This window comes from Pseudoduganella danionis, from assembly GCF_009720775.1.
In the GTDB taxonomy this organism is placed as follows: domain Bacteria; phylum Pseudomonadota; class Gammaproteobacteria; order Burkholderiales; family Burkholderiaceae_D; genus Rugamonas; species Rugamonas danionis.
The window spans coordinates 1,862,274-1,883,393 of the sequence record NZ_WNKW01000001.1; the positions used below are offsets into that span (position 1 = coordinate 1,862,274).

Sequence of the window (21,120 nt, forward strand, 5' to 3'; positions counted from 1 at the left end):
AGGCCGGCTGATATGTGCATTACTGTTTGACGCAGTCGACGAAGTAGCCGCGTTTGCCGTCCACTTCGCGCTTGACCAGACCGTGCACGTCCGTCTCGAAGCCAGGGAAGCGCTCGTTGAAGTCGCGCGCAAAGCGCAGGTAGTCGACGATGGTCTTGTTGAAGCGCTCGCCCGGAATCAGCAGCGGAATGCCCGGTGGGTAAGGCGTCAGCAGGATGGACGTGATGCGGCCTTCCAGTTCGTCGATGGCCACGCGCTCGATTTCGCGGTGCGCCATCTTGGCAAATGCTTCCGAAGGCTTCATGGCTGGAATCATGTCCGACAAATACATCTCGGTAGTCAGACGGGCCACATCGTAAGCCTTGTAGAAATCGTGGATCTGCTGGCACAGGTCGCGCAGGCCCATTTTTTCGTAGGTCGGATTGGCGGCCGCAAATTCCGGCAGAATGCGCCACATCGGCTGGTTCTTGTCGTAATCGTCCTTGAACTGCTGCAGTGCGGTCAGCAGGGTGTTCCAGCGGCCTTTGGTAATGCCGATGGTGAACATGATGAAGAACGAGTACAGGCCGCACTTCTCGATGATCACGCCGTGCTCGGCCAGATACTTGGTCACGATGGACGCAGGGATACCCGTTTCGTCGAACTGGCCGTCCAGCGACAGGCCAGGATTGACTATGGTGGCCTTGATCGGGTCCAGCATGTTGAAGCCCGGTGCCAGCTTGCCGAAACCGTGCCAGTCGTCCTCGGCGCGGATGATCCAGTCTTCGCGCGAGCCGATGCCGTCTTCCGAGAATTCGTCCGGACCCCAGACCTTGAACCACCAGTCTTTGCCCCATTCCTGATCGATCTTCTTCATGGCGCGGCGGAAGTCCAGCGCTTCGAGGATGGATTCTTCCACCAGCGAAGTGCCGCCCGGCGCTTCCATCATGGCCGCTGCCACATCGCACGAAGCAATAATCGAGTATTGCGGCGAAGTGGAAGTGTGCATCAGATAGGCTTCGTTGAAGGCGTCACGGTCGAGCTTGACGGATTCCGACTCGCGCACCAGCACCTGTGATGCCTGCGACAGGCCGGCCAGCAGTTTGTGGGTAGACTGGGTCGAGAAGATCATCGATTCCTTGGCGCGCGGACGGTCTTTGCCGATGGCGTGCATGTCTTTGTAGAAATCGTGGAAGGTGGCGTGCGGCAGCCAGGCTTCGTCGAAGTGCAGCGTATCGATCTTGCCGTCCAGCAGTTCGCGCAGGGTTTCCACGTTGTACAGCACACCGTCGTAGGTGGACTGGGTGATGGTCAGGATGCGCGGCTTCTTGTTCAGCGCTTCGCGCGCGAACGGGTTGGCTTCGATCTTGCGCTGAATGCTCTCCATCGAGAACTCTTCCAGCGGGATCGGGCCGATGATGCCCAGATGGTTACGGGTAGGCATCAGGAACACAGGAATCGCGCCGCACATGATGATCGAGTGCAGGATGGACTTGTGGCAGTTACGGTCCACCACGACGATATCGCCCGGCGCGACCGTCGAGTGCCATACCATCTTGTTCGAGGTGGAGGTGCCGTTGGTGACGAAATAGCAATGGTCAGCATTGAAGATGCGCGCGGCATTGCGTTCCGATTTCGCGACCGGCCCCGTATGGTCCAGCAGCTGGCCCAGTTCTTCTACCGCGTTGCAGACGTCGGCGCGCAGCATGTTCTCGCCAAAGAACTGGTGGAACATCTGGCCGATAGGCGATTTCAGGAAGGCTACGCCGCCCGAGTGGCCGGGGCAGTGCCACGAATAGGAGCCGTCGTTGGCGTAGTCCACCAGCGCGCTGAAGAACGGCGGTGCCAGACCGTCCAGATAGGACTTGGCTTCGCGGATGATGTGGCGCGCCACGAATTCTGGCGTATCTTCGAACATGTGGATGAAGCCGTGCAGTTCGCGCAGGATATCGTTGGGGATGTGGCGCGAAGTGCGGGTTTCACCGTACAGGTAGATAGGAATGTCCGCATTCTTGTAGCGGATTTCTTCGACGAAGGCGCGCAGCGATTTCAGCGCGTGATCGGTTTCTTCGGCCGAGCCGGAACCAAATTCTTCATCGTCGATGGACAGCACGAAGGCCGACGCGCGCGACTGCTGCTGGGCGAACTGGGACAGATCGCCGTAGCTGGTAACGCCCACCACTTCCATGCCTTCTTTTTCCATCGCATCGGCGAGGGCGCGTATGCCTAGGCCGGACGTGTTCTCGGAACGGAAATCCTCGTCAATGATGACGATGGGGAAACGAAATTTCATACATGTCTCCAAAAAAGCAAGCCGCCCCTGACGCAAAAGTTGAGGGGCGGACTAGGGTGCGACAGCGGGTGGGCGGTCGCGCAAAAAAATAAGAACGGGATTCTCGCAGAAATGGGGCCACTGCGGGAAAAAACATCACGTAAATCCGCAAAAAATAGCGGGACTGCTCTAAAACCGGTGGCCAGCGGCCACCGTACGGCGATTCGATCAGACTTAGTGGCCTGCAGCAGCGCCACCGAGCTTGGCCAGCAGCTGGCCGATAGGATCCACGTGCAGCCATGCGAAGGCGCCCAGCGCAATGCCCACGCCCGCCACGCCGTAGGCCAGCCCCATCATCCACTTCTTGCGGGTCAGCAGGGTGATCGCAGCCAGCGAAATGGCGATCTGCTCGGCCGTCGTGGCCAGCGCCCACTGGTGGTGCTGGTGCATGGATTCATCGGACTTGTGGTTCCACTCTTTCGACGAGTCTTCCCACTTCTCCGCTTCCTTCTTGATGTCTTCCTTCTCGTGCTTGTAGCGCGCTACTTCCGCTTCGTATTTCTTCGGGTCGACACCGGGCAGCGTCATGGCCAGCTCGGCCAGATTCTGCTTGCTCGACTTGGCCTGATAGTAGTTCCAGCTATTGGCCGCCTGAGTCTTGTCGATGGCCGCATTGTTCTTGAACAGGGCTGCATCGTTCTGGGTGGCGCCGCCGAGGTAGCCGAACAGCGCGCCCACCGTGGCCAGTATCGCCGTCATGACGGCAATGTTGTTAGAAAAGTCATCGCTGCCATGGGCAGCGTGTTCTACCGCGTGGTCGTGCGGGCCATGAACGTGAAAACCGTGACCGGACATATCGTGTTGCCTTTAGATTAATTTGAATTGGTAATGTCTGCCTTGCGGCGCAGTGTAACAAAAGCGTATGACAGTTTCGTGTTTTCGGAAACGTGATTTTCCCGTTCCGTCTCCTGCCACACATTGGCATCCGGTTCGGGGAAGAAAGCGTCGCAATCGAAGGTGGCGGCGATTTCCGTGATAATCAAGCGGCTGGCCAGCGGCAGGGTCTGGCGATAGATTTCTGCACCGCCGATCACAAAGCCTTCGGCACCGTCCAGCAGGGCGAGAGCCTGCTCCACCGAAGTCACCACTTCCACGCCTTCATGCTGCCACGCAGCGTTGCGCGTGATGACGATGTTGCGGCGGTTGGGCAGAGGGCGGCCGATGGAATCAAAGGTCTTGCGGCCCATGATGATGGGGTGGCCGCTGGTGGTGCGCTTGAAGTGCGCGAGGTCTTCCGGCAGCTTCCACGGCAGGGTGTTGTTGATGCCGATGCCGCGCTGGGCGTCGGTGGCGACGATGATGGTTAATTTGCTCATGGTGTGCAGTGCAAAGGTGAGGCGATATTATCGTCGAAATTTCAGGCCGCGGACATGGCTGTTGCGGCCAGTCGCGCGTGAAATTGATGCAGATCGTGGCTGACGGCATGTGCCAGTTCCAGCGGCAGCATGTGGCCCGAGCCCTCATGCAGCGACAGTTGCGCGGCAGGCAGATTTGTATGCATTTCGATCAGATCAGCAGGGTTGACCAGTTGATCCTGCATGGCGCCTATCAGCAGCACAGGGCAGCGGAGTTCGCCCAGCCGTTGCATCAGGTCGGGCCGCTCCATCGAAGCGGTGAACTGGGCCAGCAGCACATCCTTGCCCAGATCGAGCGCCATCTGCTGGATGATGGCCACCGTATCGGCATCATCGAGATGATCGGGATGCAGAATCTCGCGCAGGCGGATGCGGCTGATGCCCATGTAGGGCGTACGCTCCAGCATAGGGATGATGCGCTGGCGGGTCTGGATTTCACCGGCACTCAGGCCGCGCGCGGAATTGGCGATCAGTATCAGCGACTGTACACGCTCCGGATGCTGTAGCGCATACTCCATGGCCAGATAGGCGCCTAGCGAAAAGCCGACCAGATGGGCGCGCGCTGCGCTGTGCTGGGCGATCAGCGCATGCATCTGCTGGCGTGTGCTGGCCTCGTATAGCGGTACATGGTGGCAGTCGTACTGCCCATCCAGTTGTGGCAGTACGCGGGACCACATTCTGGCATCGCATAGCGTGCCGGGAATGAAGTCCAGTCGCGTCATACTGCCATCGGCGCCGTGATCGGCGCGTGGTGCTGATAGCCTTCCAGTGTGAAGTCGCCAGGTTCCACCAGTTCCAGCCACTCGGGCTGGTACTTGCCGGTGACGGCGAAGTCGGGCACGCGGTCGCTGATGCGCAGTTGCGGCGCAGGGTAAGGCGTACGGGTGAGCTGCTCCGTCACCATTTCCATGTGGTTCTCGTAAATGTGGGCGTCGCCGATGAAGTAGCTGAACCAGCGTGGCGTGTAGCCCGTCAGACGGCCGACCAGATGCATCAGCGCGGCGCCTTCGGCCAGATTGAAGGGCGTACCGAGGCCGAGGTCATTGCTGCGCACGTACAGACACATATTCAGTTCGCGCGTGGTGGGATTCGGGATGAACTGGTACAGCAGGTGGCAGGCCGGCAGCGCAACAGAGTCCAGCACTGCCGGATTCCAGCCGTGGAACAGGATGCGGCGGCTGGACGGATTATTGACGATGGTGTCCAGACATTCGCGCAACTGGTCGATGGATTTATGCAGCAGCACTTTGGTCACGCCGCCATCATCGAACTGGGAAATCAGGCGGAAGCCGTTGTTCTGGGCGTCGGCGATCTGCGCTGGCTGATCCACATCGATCAGCTTGAAGCCGGGCCACTGGCGCCACTGCACGCCGTAGACGGGGCCGAGGTCATCTTCGCCCAGACGGTAGGGGTTGGCCAGCCACTGCTGGTTTTCATTGGCATTCTGATCCCACACTTTGCAGCCCAGCGCGCGGAAATCCGCCGCACTGCGCGAGGCGCGCATGAAGGCGCACAGTTCGCCCACTATGGACTTGAAGGCCAGCTTTTTGGTGGTCACGGCGGGGAAGCCCTGCTGCAGGTCGAAGCGCATCATGGCGCCCGGTACGCTCAGGGTACGGATGCCGGTGCGGTTGTCTTGCCAGCTCCCCGTGTCGATCACGGTCTGGATCAGTTCCTGATATTGCTGCATACAATGCTCCAAAAAACACGCGGCTCGCCCGAGCCGGAAAACCTGCTATTTTAGCAGCGCTGGTAGTGCGTTGCTGGTTAGCGCGCGCCACCTTTGGCGCGGCGCGGATTGCCTTGCGCCTGTGCCTTGCCGGCCGAACGCGCCAGCGACTTGGCGCCGCGACCACCTGTGACGATGATGGTGCCTGCACTGGCGGCACGGCCTGCGCCGGCCTTAGAACCCGCGCCATTGCCAGTGCCGCTTTTGCCAGCGCTGCTGGGCTTGGCCGTGGCGGTGCCGGTAGTTTGCGCCTGCTTGGCCGCTGCGCGTCCGCCCGGTGGCCCCGTGAACGGTCGTTTCTTGCGTGGCGCTTCGGCAGCGGCCTTTTTGGCTGCGGCGAGGGCCGCGCCTTTAGACCCCGTTTCCGGCACGCGGTGGTCGGCTTCGAAACCGGCTTCCTCGACTCGATGCAGCACCTGACCGATCAGGCCCTCGATATCTTTGAGCAGCTCCACTTCATCGGCACAGACCAGTGAAACGGCTTCGCCTTCCATGCCCGCGCGGCCAGTACGGCCGATACGGTGCACGTAGTCTTCTGCCACGGTGGGCAGATCAAAATTCACCACCTGCGGCAGCGCTTCGATATCGAGGCCGCGTGCCGCCACATCGGTGGCTACCAGCAGCTGGACTTCGCGCTGCTTGAAGCGGTCGAGTGCGCGCAAGCGCATGGGCTGGGTCTTGTCGCCATGGATGGCGTCGGCCGTGTAGCCATGCTCCTGCAGGGTCTTGATTAGCGCTTCCACGCCTTTGCGCGTCTTCACGAAGATCAGCACCTGTCCCCAGCGGTGTTTTTTCAGCAGGTGCAGCAGCAGTTCCGGCTTGCTGCGCTTGTCCGTGGGGATCAGCCACTGGCGCACCGTCTTGGTGGTGGTGTTACTGGCGCTGACCTGTATCGTCACCGGGTCGCGCAGCATGCCGCTGGCCAGCTGGCGGATCGCGTCGGAGAAGGTGGCCGAGAACAGCAGCGTCTGGCGCTGCTTGGGCATGGCGGCCAGCAGAATGTCCAGATCACGTTCGAAGCCCAGATCGAGCATGCGGTCGGCTTCATCCAGCACCAGTGTAGTCAGCAGCTCGAAGCTGATGGCTGCCTGATCGTGCAGATCCAGCAAACGGCCCGGTGTGGCCACCAGCACGTCCAGCCCCTTGCGCAGCTTGCTGATCTGGCCTTCGATCGGCACGCCGCCGTAGGCCACAGCACATTTGAGCGGCAGGTTGCCGCCATAGCTGCGGAAGCTCTGGTACACCTGCTCGGCCAGTTCGCGCGTAGGCACCAGCACCAGCGTGCGCACGGCTTTCGGCGCCGTTACGCCTTCCAGCAGCAGTTTCTGCAACTGGGGCAGGGCAAAGGCGGCCGTCTTGCCGGTGCCGGTCTGCGCTGCCGCCATCAGGTCGCGCCCTGCCAGCACGGCCGGTATGGCCTGTTTCTGCACGGGCGTGGGCTGGCGGTAGCCCAGTGATTCCAGTGTGCGCTGTAGGGGGTCGATCAGGCCTAGGGCTTGGAAGGTCATGGTGGTGTCATTCAATCAGAAAGGCGGGCAGTGTAACAGCACTGCGCCGGAGCAGCCGATTATTCTGCGCGGGCGGTGGCCAGCGTCAGCTCGGCGGACCATAGCGCGAGGATGTCGCGCACGCGCTGGTCCGGCAGTGTCAGCAGATTATCGCCGATATACAGCTCGACGTAGCTGTGCTGAGGCAGCGGCGCATGGTTGGCCGCATTGAACAGCCAGATGCCATGCTCGCCTGCGATACGGTTGCGGATGTCGGTAGCCTGCTCGCGGCTGACGGGCAGGTGCAGATGCAGCATGCTGGCTTGCGGCCAGGCGGGATTTGGCACCAGCAGCGGGAAATCACGCAAGATTTCGTACAGCCATACGGTGCGGGCGTAATACTCGGGCATGGCAGCCAGCCGCTGATCGAACTGCATGGCGGCTGCGACCACATACGGCGTGCGCTGATAGACGTTGCCGCCCTGACGACGGAACCATTCCTGTGCCTTGGCGACGAAGCCGGCCTTGCCCAACAGGACTGCGCCACCCATGCCGCCTATTCCCTTGTACAGCGATACATACACGGAATCGAAGCCCTGTGCGATTTCTGCAGCGCTGCGGCCATAGGCACTCGCGCATTCCCACAGGCGGGCGCCATCCAGATGCAGGTGGATATTGTGTGCGTGGCAGTGGTCCTTGATGGCTTGCAGCTCTTCCCAGCTCTGGCACTGGCCGCCGATTTCGCGCATCGGCAATTCCAGTGTGGCGGCGCCCAGCCGGTCCGGTATGGCCTGCAGTTCGCTCACGCTCCACGGACGGTGCGGGTCGCCCACCTGCAGCGCCTTGAAGTGGTCAAACAGGCTGTGGTTGCTGCGTTCGTGGCGCAGGATGTGGGAGGTGGGATGCAGGGCCACCAGCGGGCTGCCCCGTTCCTCGCAGGCGACGCGCAGCGCCGTGGCCTGCGTCATGGTGCCGGTAATGCAGAACAGGGCTGCTTCGAAACCCAGCAGGGTAGCCAGTTTCTGTTCCAGTTCCTGTATCAGCGTGCCGCTGCCATACACATCATGGGCCACGTCGTTGGCGGCGCTCCACTCGGCCATGGCGGCAAACAGTTGAGCAGGCGTAGGCTGGCGGTGACCGGGCAGGTGAGTGGTGCAACTGGCACGCAGTTCGGCATCGGTCACGGCTATCCTCTCAGGTCTGTTGGCGGGCGATCAGTGGCCAGCGTGTACGTGGTGGAACTGCAGCGCTGCCAGATTGGCGTAGATACCGCCCAGTTCTACCAGCGATTTGTGGGTGCCCGTTTCGACGATGCGGCCGTCTTCCATCACGATGATGCGGTCGGCCCGCTGCACCGTGGCCAGACGGTGCGCGATGATGACGGTGGTTCGGCCTACCATGGCCGCTTCCAGCGCCGATTGCACCAGACGTTCGGATTCGGCGTCCAGCGCGCTGGTGGCTTCGTCCAGCAGCAGCAGCGGCGGGTTTTTCAGCAGGGCGCGGGCAATCGCGATACGCTGACGCTGGCCACCGGACAGGCGCACACCGCGCTCGCCGAGGAAGGACTGGTAGCCCTGTGGCAGACGTTCGATGAATTCGTGCGCTGCGGCCAGCTTGGCGACGGCGATCACTTCTTCGTCGGTGGCGTCGGCACGGCCGTAACGGATATTTTCCATCGCGTCGGCCGAGAAGATCACCGTATCCTGCGGCACGATACCGATGGCGCCGCGCAGTGTGTGCAGATCGAGGCGGGTGATGTCGACGCCATCGAGCTTGATGCTGCCCGACTGCGGATCGTAGAAGCGCAGGAACAACTGGAACAGCGTGGTCTTGCCGGCACCGGAAGGGCCTACGACTGCCACGGTTTCACCGGGCTTGATATCCAGCGTCAGGTGCTGCAGCGCAGCCGTATCGGGACGCGAAGGATAGCTGAAGCCGACATCCTGCAGGCTCAGGGCGGCGCCGGAAGCAGCGCGTGGCGGCAGTGCCAGCGGCTGGGCTGGCGATTCGATCTTGGACTTCACGGATATCAGCTCCAGCAGGCGCTCGGTAGCGCCGGCCGCACGCTGGGCTTCGCCCATGACTTCGGACAGCGCGCCGATGGCACCGGCCACGATGGAAGCGTACAGGATGAACTGGCCCAGATCGCCGCCCGTCATGCTACCGGCCAGCACGGCGTGTGCGCCCAGCCACAGCACGAACACGATGGTGCCGAATACCAGCACGATGGCCAGCATGGTCAGGAAGGCACGTGCGCGGATACGGCGCATGGCTGTGCCGAACGCGCTTTCTACCGAGGCGCCGAAGCGGCTCGATTCGATTTTTTCGTGGGTGAAGGCCTGCACGGTGGGCATGGCATTCAGGATTTCACCGGCCATGGCCGAGGCGTCAGCGATGCGGTCCTGCGAATCGCGCGACAGTTTGCGCACGCGCCGGCCGAAGATCACGATAGGCAGCACGGTCAGTACCAGCAGGCCGATAATGATGGCCGACAGCTTGACGCTGGTGACAAACAACATGATCAGACCGCCGATGAACAGCAGCACATTGCGCAGCGCCATGGAGATGCTGGTGCCTACCACGGCCTGTATCAGCGTGGTGTCGGTGGTGATACGCGACAGGACTTCGCCAGTCTGGGTGGTTTCGAAGAATTCGGGACTTTGCGTCACCACATGCTGGTAGACGGCGCTGCGGATATCGGCCGTGACGCGTTCGCCCAGCCACGAAACCGTGTAAAAGCGCGCTGCCGTGGCCAGTGCCAGCAGGGTGGCGAGGCCGAACAGCGCGAGGAACACCAGATCGACGTGCTGGATGCTCTTGGCACCGGCACCGCCGAAACCCAGATCGATCATCTGCTTGAAGGCAGCGGGTATGGCCAGCGTGGAACCGGCGGCAACGACCAGCGCTACCCCGGCCATGGCGAACTGGCGCTTGTAGGGCGCCAGAAACGGGGCCAGACCGCGCAGGGTGGCGAGGCTGCCTTTCTTGGCTTCGCGGGCGGTGGAGGGGGCGGCGGCGGGGGCGGTGCTGGCTGCGGTGGTGCTAGTGGTCATCGTTTGCTAGTTCTTGATAGTGTTACGGTGTAGACGTTGCTACGGTCTCGATATTGTTACGATTTGGTGTTGCCTACATTTGTTGCCTGTTCTTGCTCGGCCAGTGTCGCTTATTTGTGACACCGGTCTATTCCTGATCTTGTCAGAATTTTATCGCCTGCACATAACCTGTCATCTCCAGGTAGGCATGTCCGGCCGGTTTGCCGTCGCGCTCCAGCGTCACGGCACCCTCCCAGTAGACTGCGCCGGTCGAGCGGCGCGAATCCAGTTCCTGATCGTCCATCAGTGGCGTAATCTGCCACACGCTGCTGCCGGTGGTGAGGCGCGTCGCGACCGGATAGTTCGCTCCTGTACGGGGCGAGCGCCAGTGCCGCTCGGGCGCAAAGCTGACCTGCTCAGGCAAAAACTGTGTGATCTTACCGGATGCGTCGCGCCATGTCGCGTGCGACCATAGTTTAGCACCGGCCTTGTTGCGAATCTGGAAAGCCATCAGGGCGCCGCCATCAGCCAGATTGGCGCCTATCCAGTCCCAGCCCGCAGCATCGGCACTGAGCACCTGGCTGGACCACTCGTGGTCTAGCCAACTGCTGCCGCTGACGGCCACGCGCTGGCCGGCGCGGGTGAGGTAGCCCGTGGTGCGCAATTGCGGTTCGCTGTAGTAATAGCTGGCCGCCAGTGGCTCCTTGCCCTTGCGCGAGTAGCCCGCCTCGCCCTGCAGCAGGCGTGGCTGGGTGGGGGCCAGCGTCAGATCGAGCTGGAAGCTGGCGGCGTTGAGCAGCACGCGGTAGCTGCCGTCGGGCTGGCGCTGCATGCTCCAGTCATCCAGTTTGATATCCGTATTGCCTGCTTTGACGTAGGACAGCCCGAAACCTTCGCGGCCGTTGCGCTGGTCGTGCAGGAGCTGGCCGCGCGCGGGATCGGCGATCGCGGCATGGCCGATGATGATCTGTTTGGGTGCGAACTGGCTGGGGTTGGCGCGGTCGTGGCTAGTGGCGCTACGGAAGAAGGTCACCTGAAAACCGAGTGGCTTGCCATCCGGTGTCTTGAGCCAGCCGGTGGCGTACCACCATTCGGTCTTGTAGTCGGGGTGGGCGCCAGTATCGGCGGGGAAGCTCAGGGCCTTGCCTGCGGTGAGGGGCAGCACGGGCAGGAATTCTGGTGCGGCTGCCGTCGCCGTGGTGCAGAGGCTCGCGACGATCAGCAGCGCGCAGTATGCGGGCGTGCGTGTCAGTCGGGCCATCAGTGGGTTTAGCAAGCTGGCCATTACCAGTCCTCTCTTACGGCGCGTATCGGTCCGCCGGACAGGGCTTGCCGGCCTGCGAACAGGGCGGTCAGCGCGGCGGCAGTCAGCAGCAGGCCTGCGACGCTGGCCATCAGCGGCCATGGCAGGTGTAGCTGCATGGTCCAGTGGAACGATTGCGGATTGACCACGAACACCAGTATCAGGCTGATGAACCAGCCCAGCACGAAACCGGTCAGTATGCCCAGCGCCGTCAGCGATCCGCCTTCGATGGCGAGGATGGCCAGTATCTGGTGCCGGGTCAGGCCCACATGGCGCAGCATGCCGAATTCACGTGCGCGTGCCAGCGTCTGGGCGGAGAAGGTGGCTGCCACGCCGAACAGACCGATGACGATGGCAATCGCTTCCAGCAGATAGGTGATGGCAAAGCTGCGGTCGAAGACGGTCATGCTCATGGCGCGGATGTCCGAGGGCAGGCTGACGTCGAGAGCGGCCGCAAACGGCAGGCGCTTCAGCGCCGCTTCCGTGTCGGCAGTTTTGGTGCCAGCGTGCAGCCAGATGGCGGCGTTGCTGGCGTCCTGATCGCCGGTCAGCTTGCGGTAGTCGGACAAACGCATCTGGATCGTGCCGGTAGGGTGGGCATAATCGCGCCAGATGCCGCCCACAATGAAGGGGTGGCGCTGGCCGTTCAGCGGCAGTTCGATGCGCTGGCCGAGCTGCATGCCGTACAAGTCCACCATGGCTTCGGAGATCCACACGGGCGGCGGTGCATCCGCAGCCGGAACGACGGTGCTGCCGATGATGGCCAGCGAGCGCTCCGGCTGCGCCGCATCCACATGGCGCGCCATCAGCGCCACGGCGGGGCGGGCCGGATCTAGCGAGACGGCGGTCACGCGCAGGAAGTCTACTGTTTCCACGCCGGGCAAGGCCGCCAGGGCCGCCTGTTCGGGGGGCCGCAATCCGGCCGTATTGCCGGCGCTGGTGCTGCTGATGTACAGGTCTGCCGGCAGTACATGGCGTAGCCAGTCATCGAGCGATACACGGAAGCTGGCTACCATGATGGCCATGGCGACCATCAGACTGAAGCTCGATAGTACGCCGCCCAGTGCGATACCGGCCTGACTGGATGCGTTGGCGAGTCTTGCCAGCGTTAGCGTGAGAATGGCCGGTGCGCTCGCGCGGCCGGCTATGGAGCGTTCCCAGCGCTGATGGGCGTAGCGGAAAGTCAGCGCGGCCAATCGGGGCATCAGGGCGATGGTGCCTATCAGTAGCAGCGCAATCGACAAGTAGCCGAACAGTGGCAACTCGAACACGGGCGGCGCCTGTGACAGGGCGGCCGCCAGCGCGATGCAGGCTAGTGCTGGCCAAGGCCGCGATAGTTGGGCCAGTGCCGCTTCTTCCGTTCCTGCCTTGAGGGCGACGGCCGGCTTGGCGCGGGCCGCATCGAAAGCAGGGGCCGCACAGCCCAGGATCGCAACGGCGACACCGAGCGCAAAATAGACGGTGGCGGCCAGCGGGGCAAAGTGTATCTGAGGCTGTACGCCCGAGAAGAGTCCGGCCCCCAGGTCGCCGCCCATGAAATGTAGCGCAGCGGCAGCCAGGCCGTAGCCGCCGGCCACGCCGCAGGCAGCGCCGATTACCCCCAGGCTTAGCCCTTCCAGCAGTATCTGCGCGATCAGATGGCGCCGCTCCATGCCCAGTACGCGCAGCAGCGCAAACTGGCTGCGCCGACGGATCACGGCCAGCGCCTGGGTGGAAAACACCAGAAACGCGCCAGTGAACAGGGCCACCAGTGCCAGCACCGTCAGGTTGACCCGATAGGCGCGGCTCATGCCTTCGTTGCGGCTATTCTGGTCGGCGTCGTTAGGCTGGCTGACGCGGAAGCGGCCCGGCTGGCTGTGTTCGAGTTCCTGCTGCAGTTGTGCTTTGAATGCAGCGCTATCGACACCCGAGCGTAGCTTCAGGTCTATGCGTGACAGCTTGCCTAGCTGGTTGAAGCGCCATTGCGCTGCACCGATATCCATCACGGCGATGCGTTGGCCGGCCCGTGCTTGCGGCAGACTACCCGCGACCCGCAGGGAGAGTTGGTCTACGCCGAGTTGCAGCGTCAGCGGCTGGCCCACGGTCGACTTCAGCCACATTTCGGCGGCCGGAGATAGAAAAATCGCATCGTCGGCCAGCGCTTCTGTCATGCCGCCATCGGCCGCTATGCCGATCAGGTCGGGCGTGAGAAAGCCGGCCCGCAGCGCATCGTTGGCGATGATTTTCAGCGCGCTGTGGTGGCCGGGAACGGAGGCTTCGATTTCCAGTATCGGTGAAGCGATCGCGACACCTTCGTGCTGGGCGATGCGCGGATAAATGGCTTCGTCGAACAGGGGTTCGGTAGCCCGCACCTGTATGTCGGCGACGCCGGACAGGCCTTTGATGGCGGACGAGAACTCGTTAAAGGCCGCCGCATTCATCAGATGGATGGCGAAGCCGAGCGCGATGCCGACCGCGATGGCCGCTACGGCCACCAGTGCGCGCAGCGGGTGGGCGCGCCACTCGCCCAGCAGCAGGGCAAACGACAGGCGCCAGCGCATGCCGCTGTCGGCCTCCGCTCTGGTCGTATGTGGCGTGGCGTGCGCAGACATTAACGGGAACACTCCTGTGCCAGCGTCTGCGCGGCACGCTTAGCCTTGAGCTGGGCCGCCTCGCGCTGCGCTACCGGGGCATGGCTGGCATCCTCCGCTGCCCAGCGCTGGGCTCTTTGCAGGCGCGCGCACTTTTCCCTGTACTGGCGGGCGGCATGGCTGGCGCGCTGGTCTTCGCGCTCTTGCCGTGCTGCGCGCTTTTCACGCTGCTGGCGTAGCTGTTCGGCCAGTGCTGCCTGCCGTGCCAGATCTGCGGCGCTGGCCGGATCCGCAGGCGGTGCTGGCGGAACGGCCAGCGTGGTAGTTTGCGCCCCTTGCGGGCAGGGCTGGTCGGTGTAGCTGATTTTGCCATCCTGTGCGCAGCGGTGCACGGCTGGTGATTCCGTTTGAGCGTAGGCCGCACAGGCCGACAGGCAGCCTAGCAAAGCTACTAGATGGGGCAGATACATGATGATCCCGTTCACAGAATTTTTCCGGGATTCATAATGCCCTGTGGGTCCAGGGCTGCTTTGATGGAGCGCATCAGGGCCAGTTCCACCGGCGATTTGTAGTGGGCCAGATCGTCTTTTTTGAGTGCGCCTATGCCATGTTCGGCCGAGATGGAGCCACCGAAACTTTGCACGCTATCGTGCACCAGACGGTTGACGGCAGCCTGATTGGCCAGAAACGCTTCATGGCCTACGCCTTCGGGCGGCGCCACATTGAAGTGCAGATTGCCATCGCCCAGATGGCCGAAGCAGACCAGCTGGCAGGCGGGGAAAGCCTGCTCCAGCAGGGGCGCTGTGGTAGCGATAAATTCTGGGATGCGCGAAACGGGCAGGGAAATATCGTGCTTGATGTTCTTGCCAGCCTTGGCTTGCGCCAGTGGTATGTGTTCGCGCAACTGCCATAGCGACTGCGACTGTGCCACCGAAGTAGCCACCACGGCATCGCTGATGATGGTGCCATCGAGTGCGGCGCCGATGGCCCGTTCCAGCAGGGCCACTGCATGCTGTTCCGATTCGTTGCTGGACAGTTCCAGCAGCACATACTGGCCATGGCCATGGCCAGCGGCGAACGGTTGCGGCAAGGCAGGGAACTGCTGCGCGACCAGCGCCAGGCAGATGCGCGACATCAGCTCGAAGCCCGTCAGGCTGGCGCCGCAATAGTCCTGCATCAGCTTGAGCAGCTTGAGTGCCTGCTCGGGCGACTCCATGGCCGCCAGCGCCGTGATGCTGGCCTGCGGCTGCGGATACAGCTTGAGTACGGCGCCCGTAATGATACCCAGCGTGCCTTCCGCGCCGATGTAGAGATCGCGCAGATCGTAGCCCGTATTATCTTTGCGCAGACCGCGCAGGCCATCCCAGATGTCGCCCTGTGGCGTCACCACTTCCAAGCCTAGACACAATTCGCGTGTGTTGCCATAGCGTAGAACGGCTGTGCCGCCCGCGTTGCTGGACAGGTTGCCGCCTATGGTGCAACTGCCCTCCGACGCTAGCGAAAGGGGAAACAAACAGCCTTCGGCCGCAGCGGCCTGCTGTATCTCTGCGAGTATGCAGCCCGCATCCACAGTCATGGTGCGGTTGGCGACGTCGATCTTGCGGATGCGCTTGAGCCGCCCCAGCGACAGCACTACGGCCCGCCCGGAATTATCGGGCACGCTGCCCAGCACCAGCCCCGTGTTGCCCCCCTGTGGCACGATGGGTACCGCATGTTCTGCGCAGGCCCGGACCAGTGCCGCGACCTGTTCCACGCTGGCGGGTCGCAGTACAGCCAGTGCGCGGCCCGTATGCCGGCCACGCCAGTCATTCAGATAGGGTGCCATATCCTGTGCCGTCTCCAGCACATGGTCTGAACCTAGCAGGTGGCGGCACTGCTGTAGAAAAGCGCTCATGGAACGGTGTTTTCCTTGACCTTGTCCAGCAGTTCCTTGGCCATCTTTTTGGCCGCTTTTTTGTAAGGGCGCACATACATGATGGCGCAGACGAAATAGACCACCACGATGATGGCTTCGCCCCAGCCCAGCCATGCGGAAAGCTGGCCGCGATCGCTCCAGCCGCGCACCACGCCCTCGGTGAAGTACAGCAGGATCATCATCGAAGTCCACTGCAGCGTGTACACATCACGCTTCCACACGCCCACCAGCGGCAGCAGCAGCGGTGCTGCTTTCAGGGCCAGCCACGAGCCGCCCGGTTTGAGGGGCGCCAGCGCCAGTTCCCACGCCAGACACCAGATGATCAGCGTGATCAGGCTGCCGATGGCACCCAGATGGAAGAATTTCTGCAGTCGGCTTTCCATGATCGGCTTCCTTATTGCGGCGCGCGCAGCTTGACGGCGGTTTCGGCCAGCCGCCGCCCCAGTGCTATCGCCAGTTTCTTTTCGTCGTCGGTAAAGGACTTCTTGCCATCGAGACCGGCCCAGTGGCTGGCGCCATAAGGCGTGCCGCCGCTGGCAGTGGTCATCAGTTCCGGATTGGTATAGGGCAGGCCCAGTACCATCAGGCCATGATGGAACAGCGGGATCATCATTGACAGCAGGGTGGACTCCTGCCCGCCGTGCAGGCTGCCCGTGGAAGTGAACACGCAAGCCGGTTTGCCGGCCAGCGCGCCGGACAGCCACTGGGTGGCCGTGCCGTCCCAGAAATACTTCATGGCAGCAGCCATATTGCCGAAGCGGGTAGGCGAGCCGACGGCGATGCCGGCGCATTCCTGCAGGTCTTCCTGTTCTACATACGGCGCGCCTTCGGCCGGTACGTCGGCCTCGGTGGCTTCGGCCACGGTGGAAACGGCAGGAACCGTGCGCAGGCGCGCGTCGCAGCCCGGTACACTTTCGATTCCCTGTGCGATCAGCTCGGCCAGTTTGCGGGTTGCACCGTGGCGTGAGTAAAACAATACGAGAATAATCAGATTAGCTTGGTTCATCGGCGGTATTATAGGGCGCTTTGGCGGATAGGAACGCGTGTTCCCCGTGGATTTTGGTTTTTATACATGTCTGAAAAAATAATACGTCCGGTTTTCCAGTATTTGTCGCGTAGTTGCCAATCCGGCATAGCGACGGTGCGCTCGCTGTCGTGGGCCGAGGTGCGCGATCTGGTGATGTTTGCGCGCCGCCGCCTGCGCGAAGAAAGCGTGCCGCAGGTGGCCGGCAGCCTGACTTTCACCACCGTGTTTGCGCTGGTGCCGCTGCTGACCATCGCGCTGGCGATCTTCACTACCTTCCCGATGTTCAATACCTTCCGTGCCTCGCTGGAAGCGTATTTCGTCCAGAGCGTGATGCCGAAGACGATATCGAGCACCATCCTCAACTACCTGACCATGTTCGCCTCCAAGGCCACGCGCCTGTCGGCCGTGGGTGCGGTGGCGCTGATCCTGACTTCGGTGGCCATGATGGGCCAGATCGAGCGCGTGTTCAACCGCATCTGGCGCGTGCGTGCCGAGCGGCGCTGGGCCAAGCGCATACTGGTGTACTGGGCGCTGATTACGCTGGGGCCTTTGCTGATCGGCGTGTCGCTGACGCTGTCCTCGCATGTGTTCATGGCCACCAGTGACCTGATCGGCGACATCCCTGTGATCGGGGCGCTGATTTATGCCTTGCTGTCGCTGGCGCTGACCACCATCACCTTCACGCTGCTGTACATGGCAGTGCCGAATCGCGACGTGGACTGGCAGGATGCCGCCTGGGGCGGACTGGTGGCAGGTGTGGCTTTCGAGGTGGCCAAGCGCGGCTTTGCCATCTTCATTACCCAGTTCCCGGCCTACTCCAAGATCTACGGCGCGCTGGCGGCCATGCCGCTGTTCCTGCTGTGGGTGTATGTGTCGTGGATGATTACCCTGTTCGGTGCGCTGCTGGTGGCTGCGCTGCCTGTGGTGAAATACGAGCGCTGGTGGCACGAAGCCCAGCCGGGCGGCGAGTTTGTCGATGCCATGGCCATCCTGCGCGTGCTGTTCGTCGCGTCCGTGTGCGGCGATACGGCGCTGGTGAGTGCTGGTGCGATCCGCGCCCGCACCCGCCTGGGCTTCGATGAAGTCGACAACCTGCTGGAGAAAATGGTGGGTGAAGGCTGGGTGGGTCGCGTCAAGGTCGACGCGCCGGCCCGTGTACAGTGGGGCAAGCGGGTGACGGATGGCGGCGACCACTGGGTGCTGCTGGCCAATGTCAACAAGCTCACGCTGGCCGAGGTCTACCGCCTGTTCGTATTCGCCGGCATGTCCATCAATGCCGGCGTGGTCAGCGATAGCGACGACGAGCGCGACATCCAGGCCGCGCGCGATGCCGCCGCGCTGGCGCGTGTGGTGGAAACGGCCGTGGAGGCAGGGCTGGGCAAGACGCTGGGCGAGCACTTCGGCCCAATTGATCCCCGCTGACGCGCGCCGAGGCCCTGTTCAGCTCTGCATGAACGTCAACAGATGATCGAGCACGGCGTCGGGCTGCTCGCTCATCATCGAGTGGCCGCTGTTCACCGTCACCATCTTCGCATGGGCCATGCTGGCGGCCAGCAGGCGGGCGGACTTGGGCGGCGTCATCATGTCGCGCGCGCCGCACAGCAGCAGGGTAGGGCATTGCACGGCCTGCGCTGCCGCTTCGCCGTTGGCGTATTCGTTACAGGCGGTGAAGTCGGTAAAGAACAGCTGCTGCGGATTGATGGCGGACATGCGCTGCATCAAGCGCTGCGCCACGCCTGTGGTGTTGACGCCGGGGCTGGCTGAACGCCCCGTCAGGCTCGCGTGCGAATAGATGTTGACCATGTCGATGGCGCTGGCTTCATCCTTGCGTGCTGTGTCCAGTAGCGCTGGCGAGACCTTCATCGGATAGGTGCTGCCCAGCAGCGCCAGACGGCTGACCCGGGTGGGCGCCTGATGGCTGGCTTCCAGCGCGATCAGCGATCCCATGCTGTGGCCGCACAGGGCGGCCTGCTGTATGCCTGCTGCATCGAGCACGGCCAGCAGCCATTGTGCCATGGCGGGCACGGAAGCCAGCGCTGGCCCGCGGCTGCGGCCATGGCCGGGCAGATCGACTGCCAGCACGGCATAGCCATGGTGGGCAAAATAGCGGCTTTGCAGCGCCCAGACGCTGTGGTCGTTCTGGGCACCGTGTATGAATACGATGGCCGGCAGGCTGGTATCGAGCGGCTTGCCGCCCGTGTAGCAGTAGGCGGACTGGCCTTGTACGTCGAGCAGCATCTCAGCCTCCTTTCTGCGACAGTTTGAGGGCGCGGCCCAGATCTTCCAGCAAATCGTCGGCGTCTTCCAGCCCGACGGACAGGCGCATGGTGCCTTCGCTGATGCCGGCTAATGCCAGCTGCTCGGCCGGTACGCGGAAATGTGTGGTCGAGGCGGGATGGATGGCCAGCGATTTGGCATCGCCTACATTGGCCAGATGGGAGAACAGTTGCAAGCTATCGATGAAGCGCTTGCCTGCGGCACGACCGCCCTTGAGATCAAAGGTCAGCACGGCACCGCAGCCCTTGGGCAGCAGGCGCTGCGCCAGCGCGTGGTCGGGATGATCGGGCAGCTCGGGATACACCACTTGCTCTACCGCGTCGTGTGCCAGCAGGAAGTCGGCCACCTTGCGCGTATTCGCCACATGGCGATCCATGCGCGGGCCCAGTGTTTCTATGCCCTGCAGGATGGCGAAAGCATTGTGCGGGCTCATCGCCGCGCCGAAGTCGCGCAAGCCTTCGCGCCGCGCGCGCAGCGCAAACGCCGCCACCGTGGATTCCTCGGCAAACACCATGCCGTGGAAACCTTCGTACGGTTCGCACAGTTCGGGGAAACGGCCGCTGGCCTGATGGGCCGCCTGCCAGTCGAAACTGCCGCCATCGACCAGCAGGCCGCCTATGGCCGTGCCGTGGCCGCAGAGGAATTTGGTAGCAGAATGGAACACCAGATCGGCGCCATGATCGAACGGTTTGAGCAGATACGGCGTAGTGAAGGTGGCGTCCACCATCAGCGGCAGGTGGTGCTCATGGGCCAGCTCTGCGATGGCAGGAAGGTTGAGTACATCAAGTCCGGGATTGCCCAGCGTTTCGCCGAACAGCACGCGGGTGTTGGGGCGGATGGCGGCGCGCCAGGCGTCGAGGTCGCGCGGATCGACGAAGGTCGTCTCGATGCCGAAGCGTTTCAGCGTATAGGCCAGCAGGTTGTGCGAGCCGCCGTACAGGGCGCGCGAAGCGACGATGTGCGAACCTGCGCCGGCGATGGTAGCCAGCCCCAGATGCATGGCGGCCTGACCACTGGCTGTGGCGATGCCGGCCACGCCGCCTTCCAGCGCGGCGATGCGCTCTTCCAGCACCGCATTGGTGGGGTTGGAAATGCGGCTGTACACGTGGCCGGCCCGTTCCATATTGAACAGCGCGGCAGCATGCTCGGCGTCCTTGAAGGCGAATGAGGAACTGAAGTACAGCGGGGTGGCGCGCGCGCCGGTGGTGGGGTCGGGGGCTGCGCCGGCATGCAGTGCCAGCGTGTCAAAGCCGGGGTAGTGAGGGCCGCTCATGGTGTCTCGTGTGAGTTGTTAGTATGGACCGCATGCTACCCCGAATTCCGCTATGGCGACAGCACTGCAACAATGTTGGGAATTGATTATCCAGAGCGCTGGATTTTTTGCTGGGCATAGGCTACATTCCCATTACGGCGCGCATAACCATAACGCTTAACTTAGCCCACAGTCGATAGGACGGCCCCCATGAAAGTCTCGGAAATTCTTCAGGTTAAAGGCAGTATTCTCTACACCATCAACCCTGACCAGCAACTGTCCGAAGCAGCCAGCATCATGGCGGAAAAAGACATCGGTTCGCTGGTGGTCATGGAGTTCGGTGATCTGGCCGGCATGCTGACCTTCCGCGAGGTGCTGCGTGCCCTGCACGATAATGGCGGCAGCGTCGGTGGCGGCACCGTGCGCAAGCACATGGATGACCACCCGATCACCGTTACGCCCGATACGGAAGTCAATGAAGTGCGCCGTATCATGCTGGAAAAACACGCGCGCTACCTGCCCGTGATGAACGCTAAGACCATCCTCGGCGTGATCTCGTTCTACGACGTGGCGCGTGCCGTGCTGGAAGCGCAGAGCTTCGAAAACCGCATGCTGAAAGCCTATATCCGCGACTGGCCGGGCGAAACGGCCGAGCAGGCTGCCGAGTAAGGGCCTTCAACAGGCGGTACGCTGGCACCGGTCGCAAGATCGGTGACCAAATGAAAAAGCCATGCATTGAACTGACCCCAAATAGTTGGACGGTTTAGTTTGCTAGGCAGCCAAGGGCTGAGTCCTATATTGCACAGGACTCAGCCCTTTTAATTTGAGTTTGATGCGGTCGTGATTGTAATAGTGAATGTAC

The 21,120-nt window shown here is 62.5% G+C and carries 19 protein-coding genes; 2 read left to right on the forward strand and 17 right to left on the reverse strand.

Annotated features, from left to right (window positions below):
- Window positions 1–19: 19 nt before the first annotated feature.
- The 14 genes from GM655_RS08130 to wrbA all read right to left on the reverse strand — a co-directional run bounded on the left by GM655_RS08130 (window position 20) and on the right by wrbA (window position 16,708).
- Entirely contained in the window at window positions 20–2,272 is a 2,253-nt protein-coding gene (locus GM655_RS08130; RefSeq protein WP_155434016.1) for an arginine/lysine/ornithine decarboxylase, read from the reverse strand.
- Between the two features lie 213 nt (window positions 2,273–2,485).
- A complete protein-coding gene (locus GM655_RS08135; RefSeq protein ID WP_155434017.1) occupies window positions 2,486–3,106 on the reverse strand; it encodes a DUF4337 domain-containing protein in 621 nt (206 codons plus the stop codon).
- A 17-nt stretch (window positions 3,107–3,123) separates the two neighbouring features.
- Window positions 3,124–3,627 (reverse strand): dihydrofolate reductase, encoded by a 504-nt coding sequence (locus tag GM655_RS08140; RefSeq protein ID WP_155434018.1) that lies wholly within the window; start codon window positions 3,625–3,627, stop codon window positions 3,124–3,126.
- Window positions 3,628–3,668: 41 nt separating this feature from the next.
- Entirely contained in the window at window positions 3,669–4,388 is a 720-nt protein-coding gene (locus GM655_RS08145) for an alpha/beta fold hydrolase (protein ID WP_155434019.1), read from the reverse strand.
- Complete coding sequence (locus tag GM655_RS08150; protein WP_155434020.1) at window positions 4,385–5,356, reverse strand: thymidylate synthase; 972 nt, start codon at window positions 5,354–5,356, stop codon at window positions 4,385–4,387. Before GM655_RS08150 ends, GM655_RS08145 begins: the two co-directional genes overlap by 4 nt.
- A gap of 77 nt (window positions 5,357–5,433) precedes the next feature.
- Entirely contained in the window at window positions 5,434–6,903 is a 1,470-nt protein-coding gene (locus tag GM655_RS08155) for a DEAD/DEAH box helicase (RefSeq protein WP_155434021.1), read from the reverse strand.
- 59 nt (window positions 6,904–6,962) lie between these two features.
- Window positions 6,963–8,066, reverse strand: coding sequence for a threonine aldolase family protein (locus GM655_RS08160; protein ID WP_371866737.1), 1,104 nt, complete (start codon window positions 8,064–8,066; stop codon window positions 6,963–6,965).
- A gap of 30 nt (window positions 8,067–8,096) precedes the next feature.
- The gene (locus tag GM655_RS08165) at window positions 8,097–9,935 is read right to left on the reverse strand and encodes an ABC transporter transmembrane domain-containing protein (protein WP_155434022.1); all 1,839 of its coding nucleotides are present in this window, start codon (window positions 9,933–9,935) and stop codon (window positions 8,097–8,099) included.
- A gap of 142 nt (window positions 9,936–10,077) precedes the next feature.
- Entirely contained in the window at window positions 10,078–11,199 is a 1,122-nt protein-coding gene (locus GM655_RS08170; protein WP_229632419.1) for a lipocalin-like domain-containing protein, read from the reverse strand.
- A complete protein-coding gene (locus GM655_RS08175) occupies window positions 11,199–13,808 on the reverse strand; it encodes an FtsX-like permease family protein (protein ID WP_371866738.1) in 2,610 nt (869 codons plus the stop codon). Before GM655_RS08175 ends, GM655_RS08170 begins: the two co-directional genes overlap by 1 nt.
- Complete coding sequence (locus GM655_RS08180; protein ID WP_371866739.1) at window positions 13,808–14,272, reverse strand: DUF4124 domain-containing protein; 465 nt, start codon at window positions 14,270–14,272, stop codon at window positions 13,808–13,810. The genes GM655_RS08175 and GM655_RS08180 overlap by 1 nt, the downstream gene beginning before the upstream one ends.
- Window positions 14,269–15,681, reverse strand: coding sequence for an FAD-binding oxidoreductase (locus GM655_RS08185; RefSeq protein WP_155434023.1), 1,413 nt, complete (start codon window positions 15,679–15,681; stop codon window positions 14,269–14,271). Before GM655_RS08185 ends, GM655_RS08180 begins: the two co-directional genes overlap by 4 nt.
- Window positions 15,678–16,085: a DUF2069 domain-containing protein gene (locus tag GM655_RS08190; protein ID WP_155434024.1), complete on the reverse strand. Its 408-nt coding sequence runs from the start codon at window positions 16,083–16,085 to the stop codon at window positions 15,678–15,680. Before GM655_RS08190 ends, GM655_RS08185 begins: the two co-directional genes overlap by 4 nt.
- 11 nt (window positions 16,086–16,096) lie before the next feature.
- The gene (wrbA, locus tag GM655_RS08195; protein WP_155434025.1) at window positions 16,097–16,708 is read right to left on the reverse strand and encodes an NAD(P)H:quinone oxidoreductase; all 612 of its coding nucleotides are present in this window, start codon (window positions 16,706–16,708) and stop codon (window positions 16,097–16,099) included.
- 66 nt (window positions 16,709–16,774) lie between these two features.
- Between wrbA and GM655_RS08200 the strand changes: the two genes are divergently transcribed.
- Complete coding sequence (locus GM655_RS08200) at window positions 16,775–18,151, forward strand: YihY family inner membrane protein (protein WP_155434026.1); 1,377 nt, start codon at window positions 16,775–16,777, stop codon at window positions 18,149–18,151.
- Window positions 18,152–18,169: 18 nt separating this feature from the next.
- Here the strand turns inward: GM655_RS08200 and GM655_RS08205 are convergent, their stop codons facing one another.
- Both GM655_RS08205 and GM655_RS08210 read right to left on the reverse strand, forming a co-directional pair.
- Window positions 18,170–18,967, reverse strand: coding sequence for an alpha/beta fold hydrolase (locus GM655_RS08205; protein ID WP_155434027.1), 798 nt, complete (start codon window positions 18,965–18,967; stop codon window positions 18,170–18,172).
- A 1-nt stretch (window position 18,968) separates the two neighbouring features.
- Window positions 18,969–20,279, reverse strand: coding sequence for an O-acetylhomoserine aminocarboxypropyltransferase (locus GM655_RS08210; RefSeq protein WP_155434028.1), 1,311 nt, complete (start codon window positions 20,277–20,279; stop codon window positions 18,969–18,971).
- Between the two features lie 189 nt (window positions 20,280–20,468).
- On the opposite strand from GM655_RS08210, the gene GM655_RS08215 reads away from it, so the two are divergent.
- Window positions 20,469–20,927, forward strand: a complete 459-nt coding sequence (locus GM655_RS08215) for a CBS domain-containing protein (RefSeq protein WP_155434029.1) — start codon at window positions 20,469–20,471, stop codon at window positions 20,925–20,927.
- 102 nt (window positions 20,928–21,029) lie between these two features.
- On the opposite strand, the gene GM655_RS08220 is transcribed toward GM655_RS08215, so the two are convergent.
- The coding region (locus tag GM655_RS08220) for an IS3 family transposase (protein ID WP_155432611.1) at window positions 21,030–21,120 on the reverse strand (91 nt) is incomplete at its 5' end.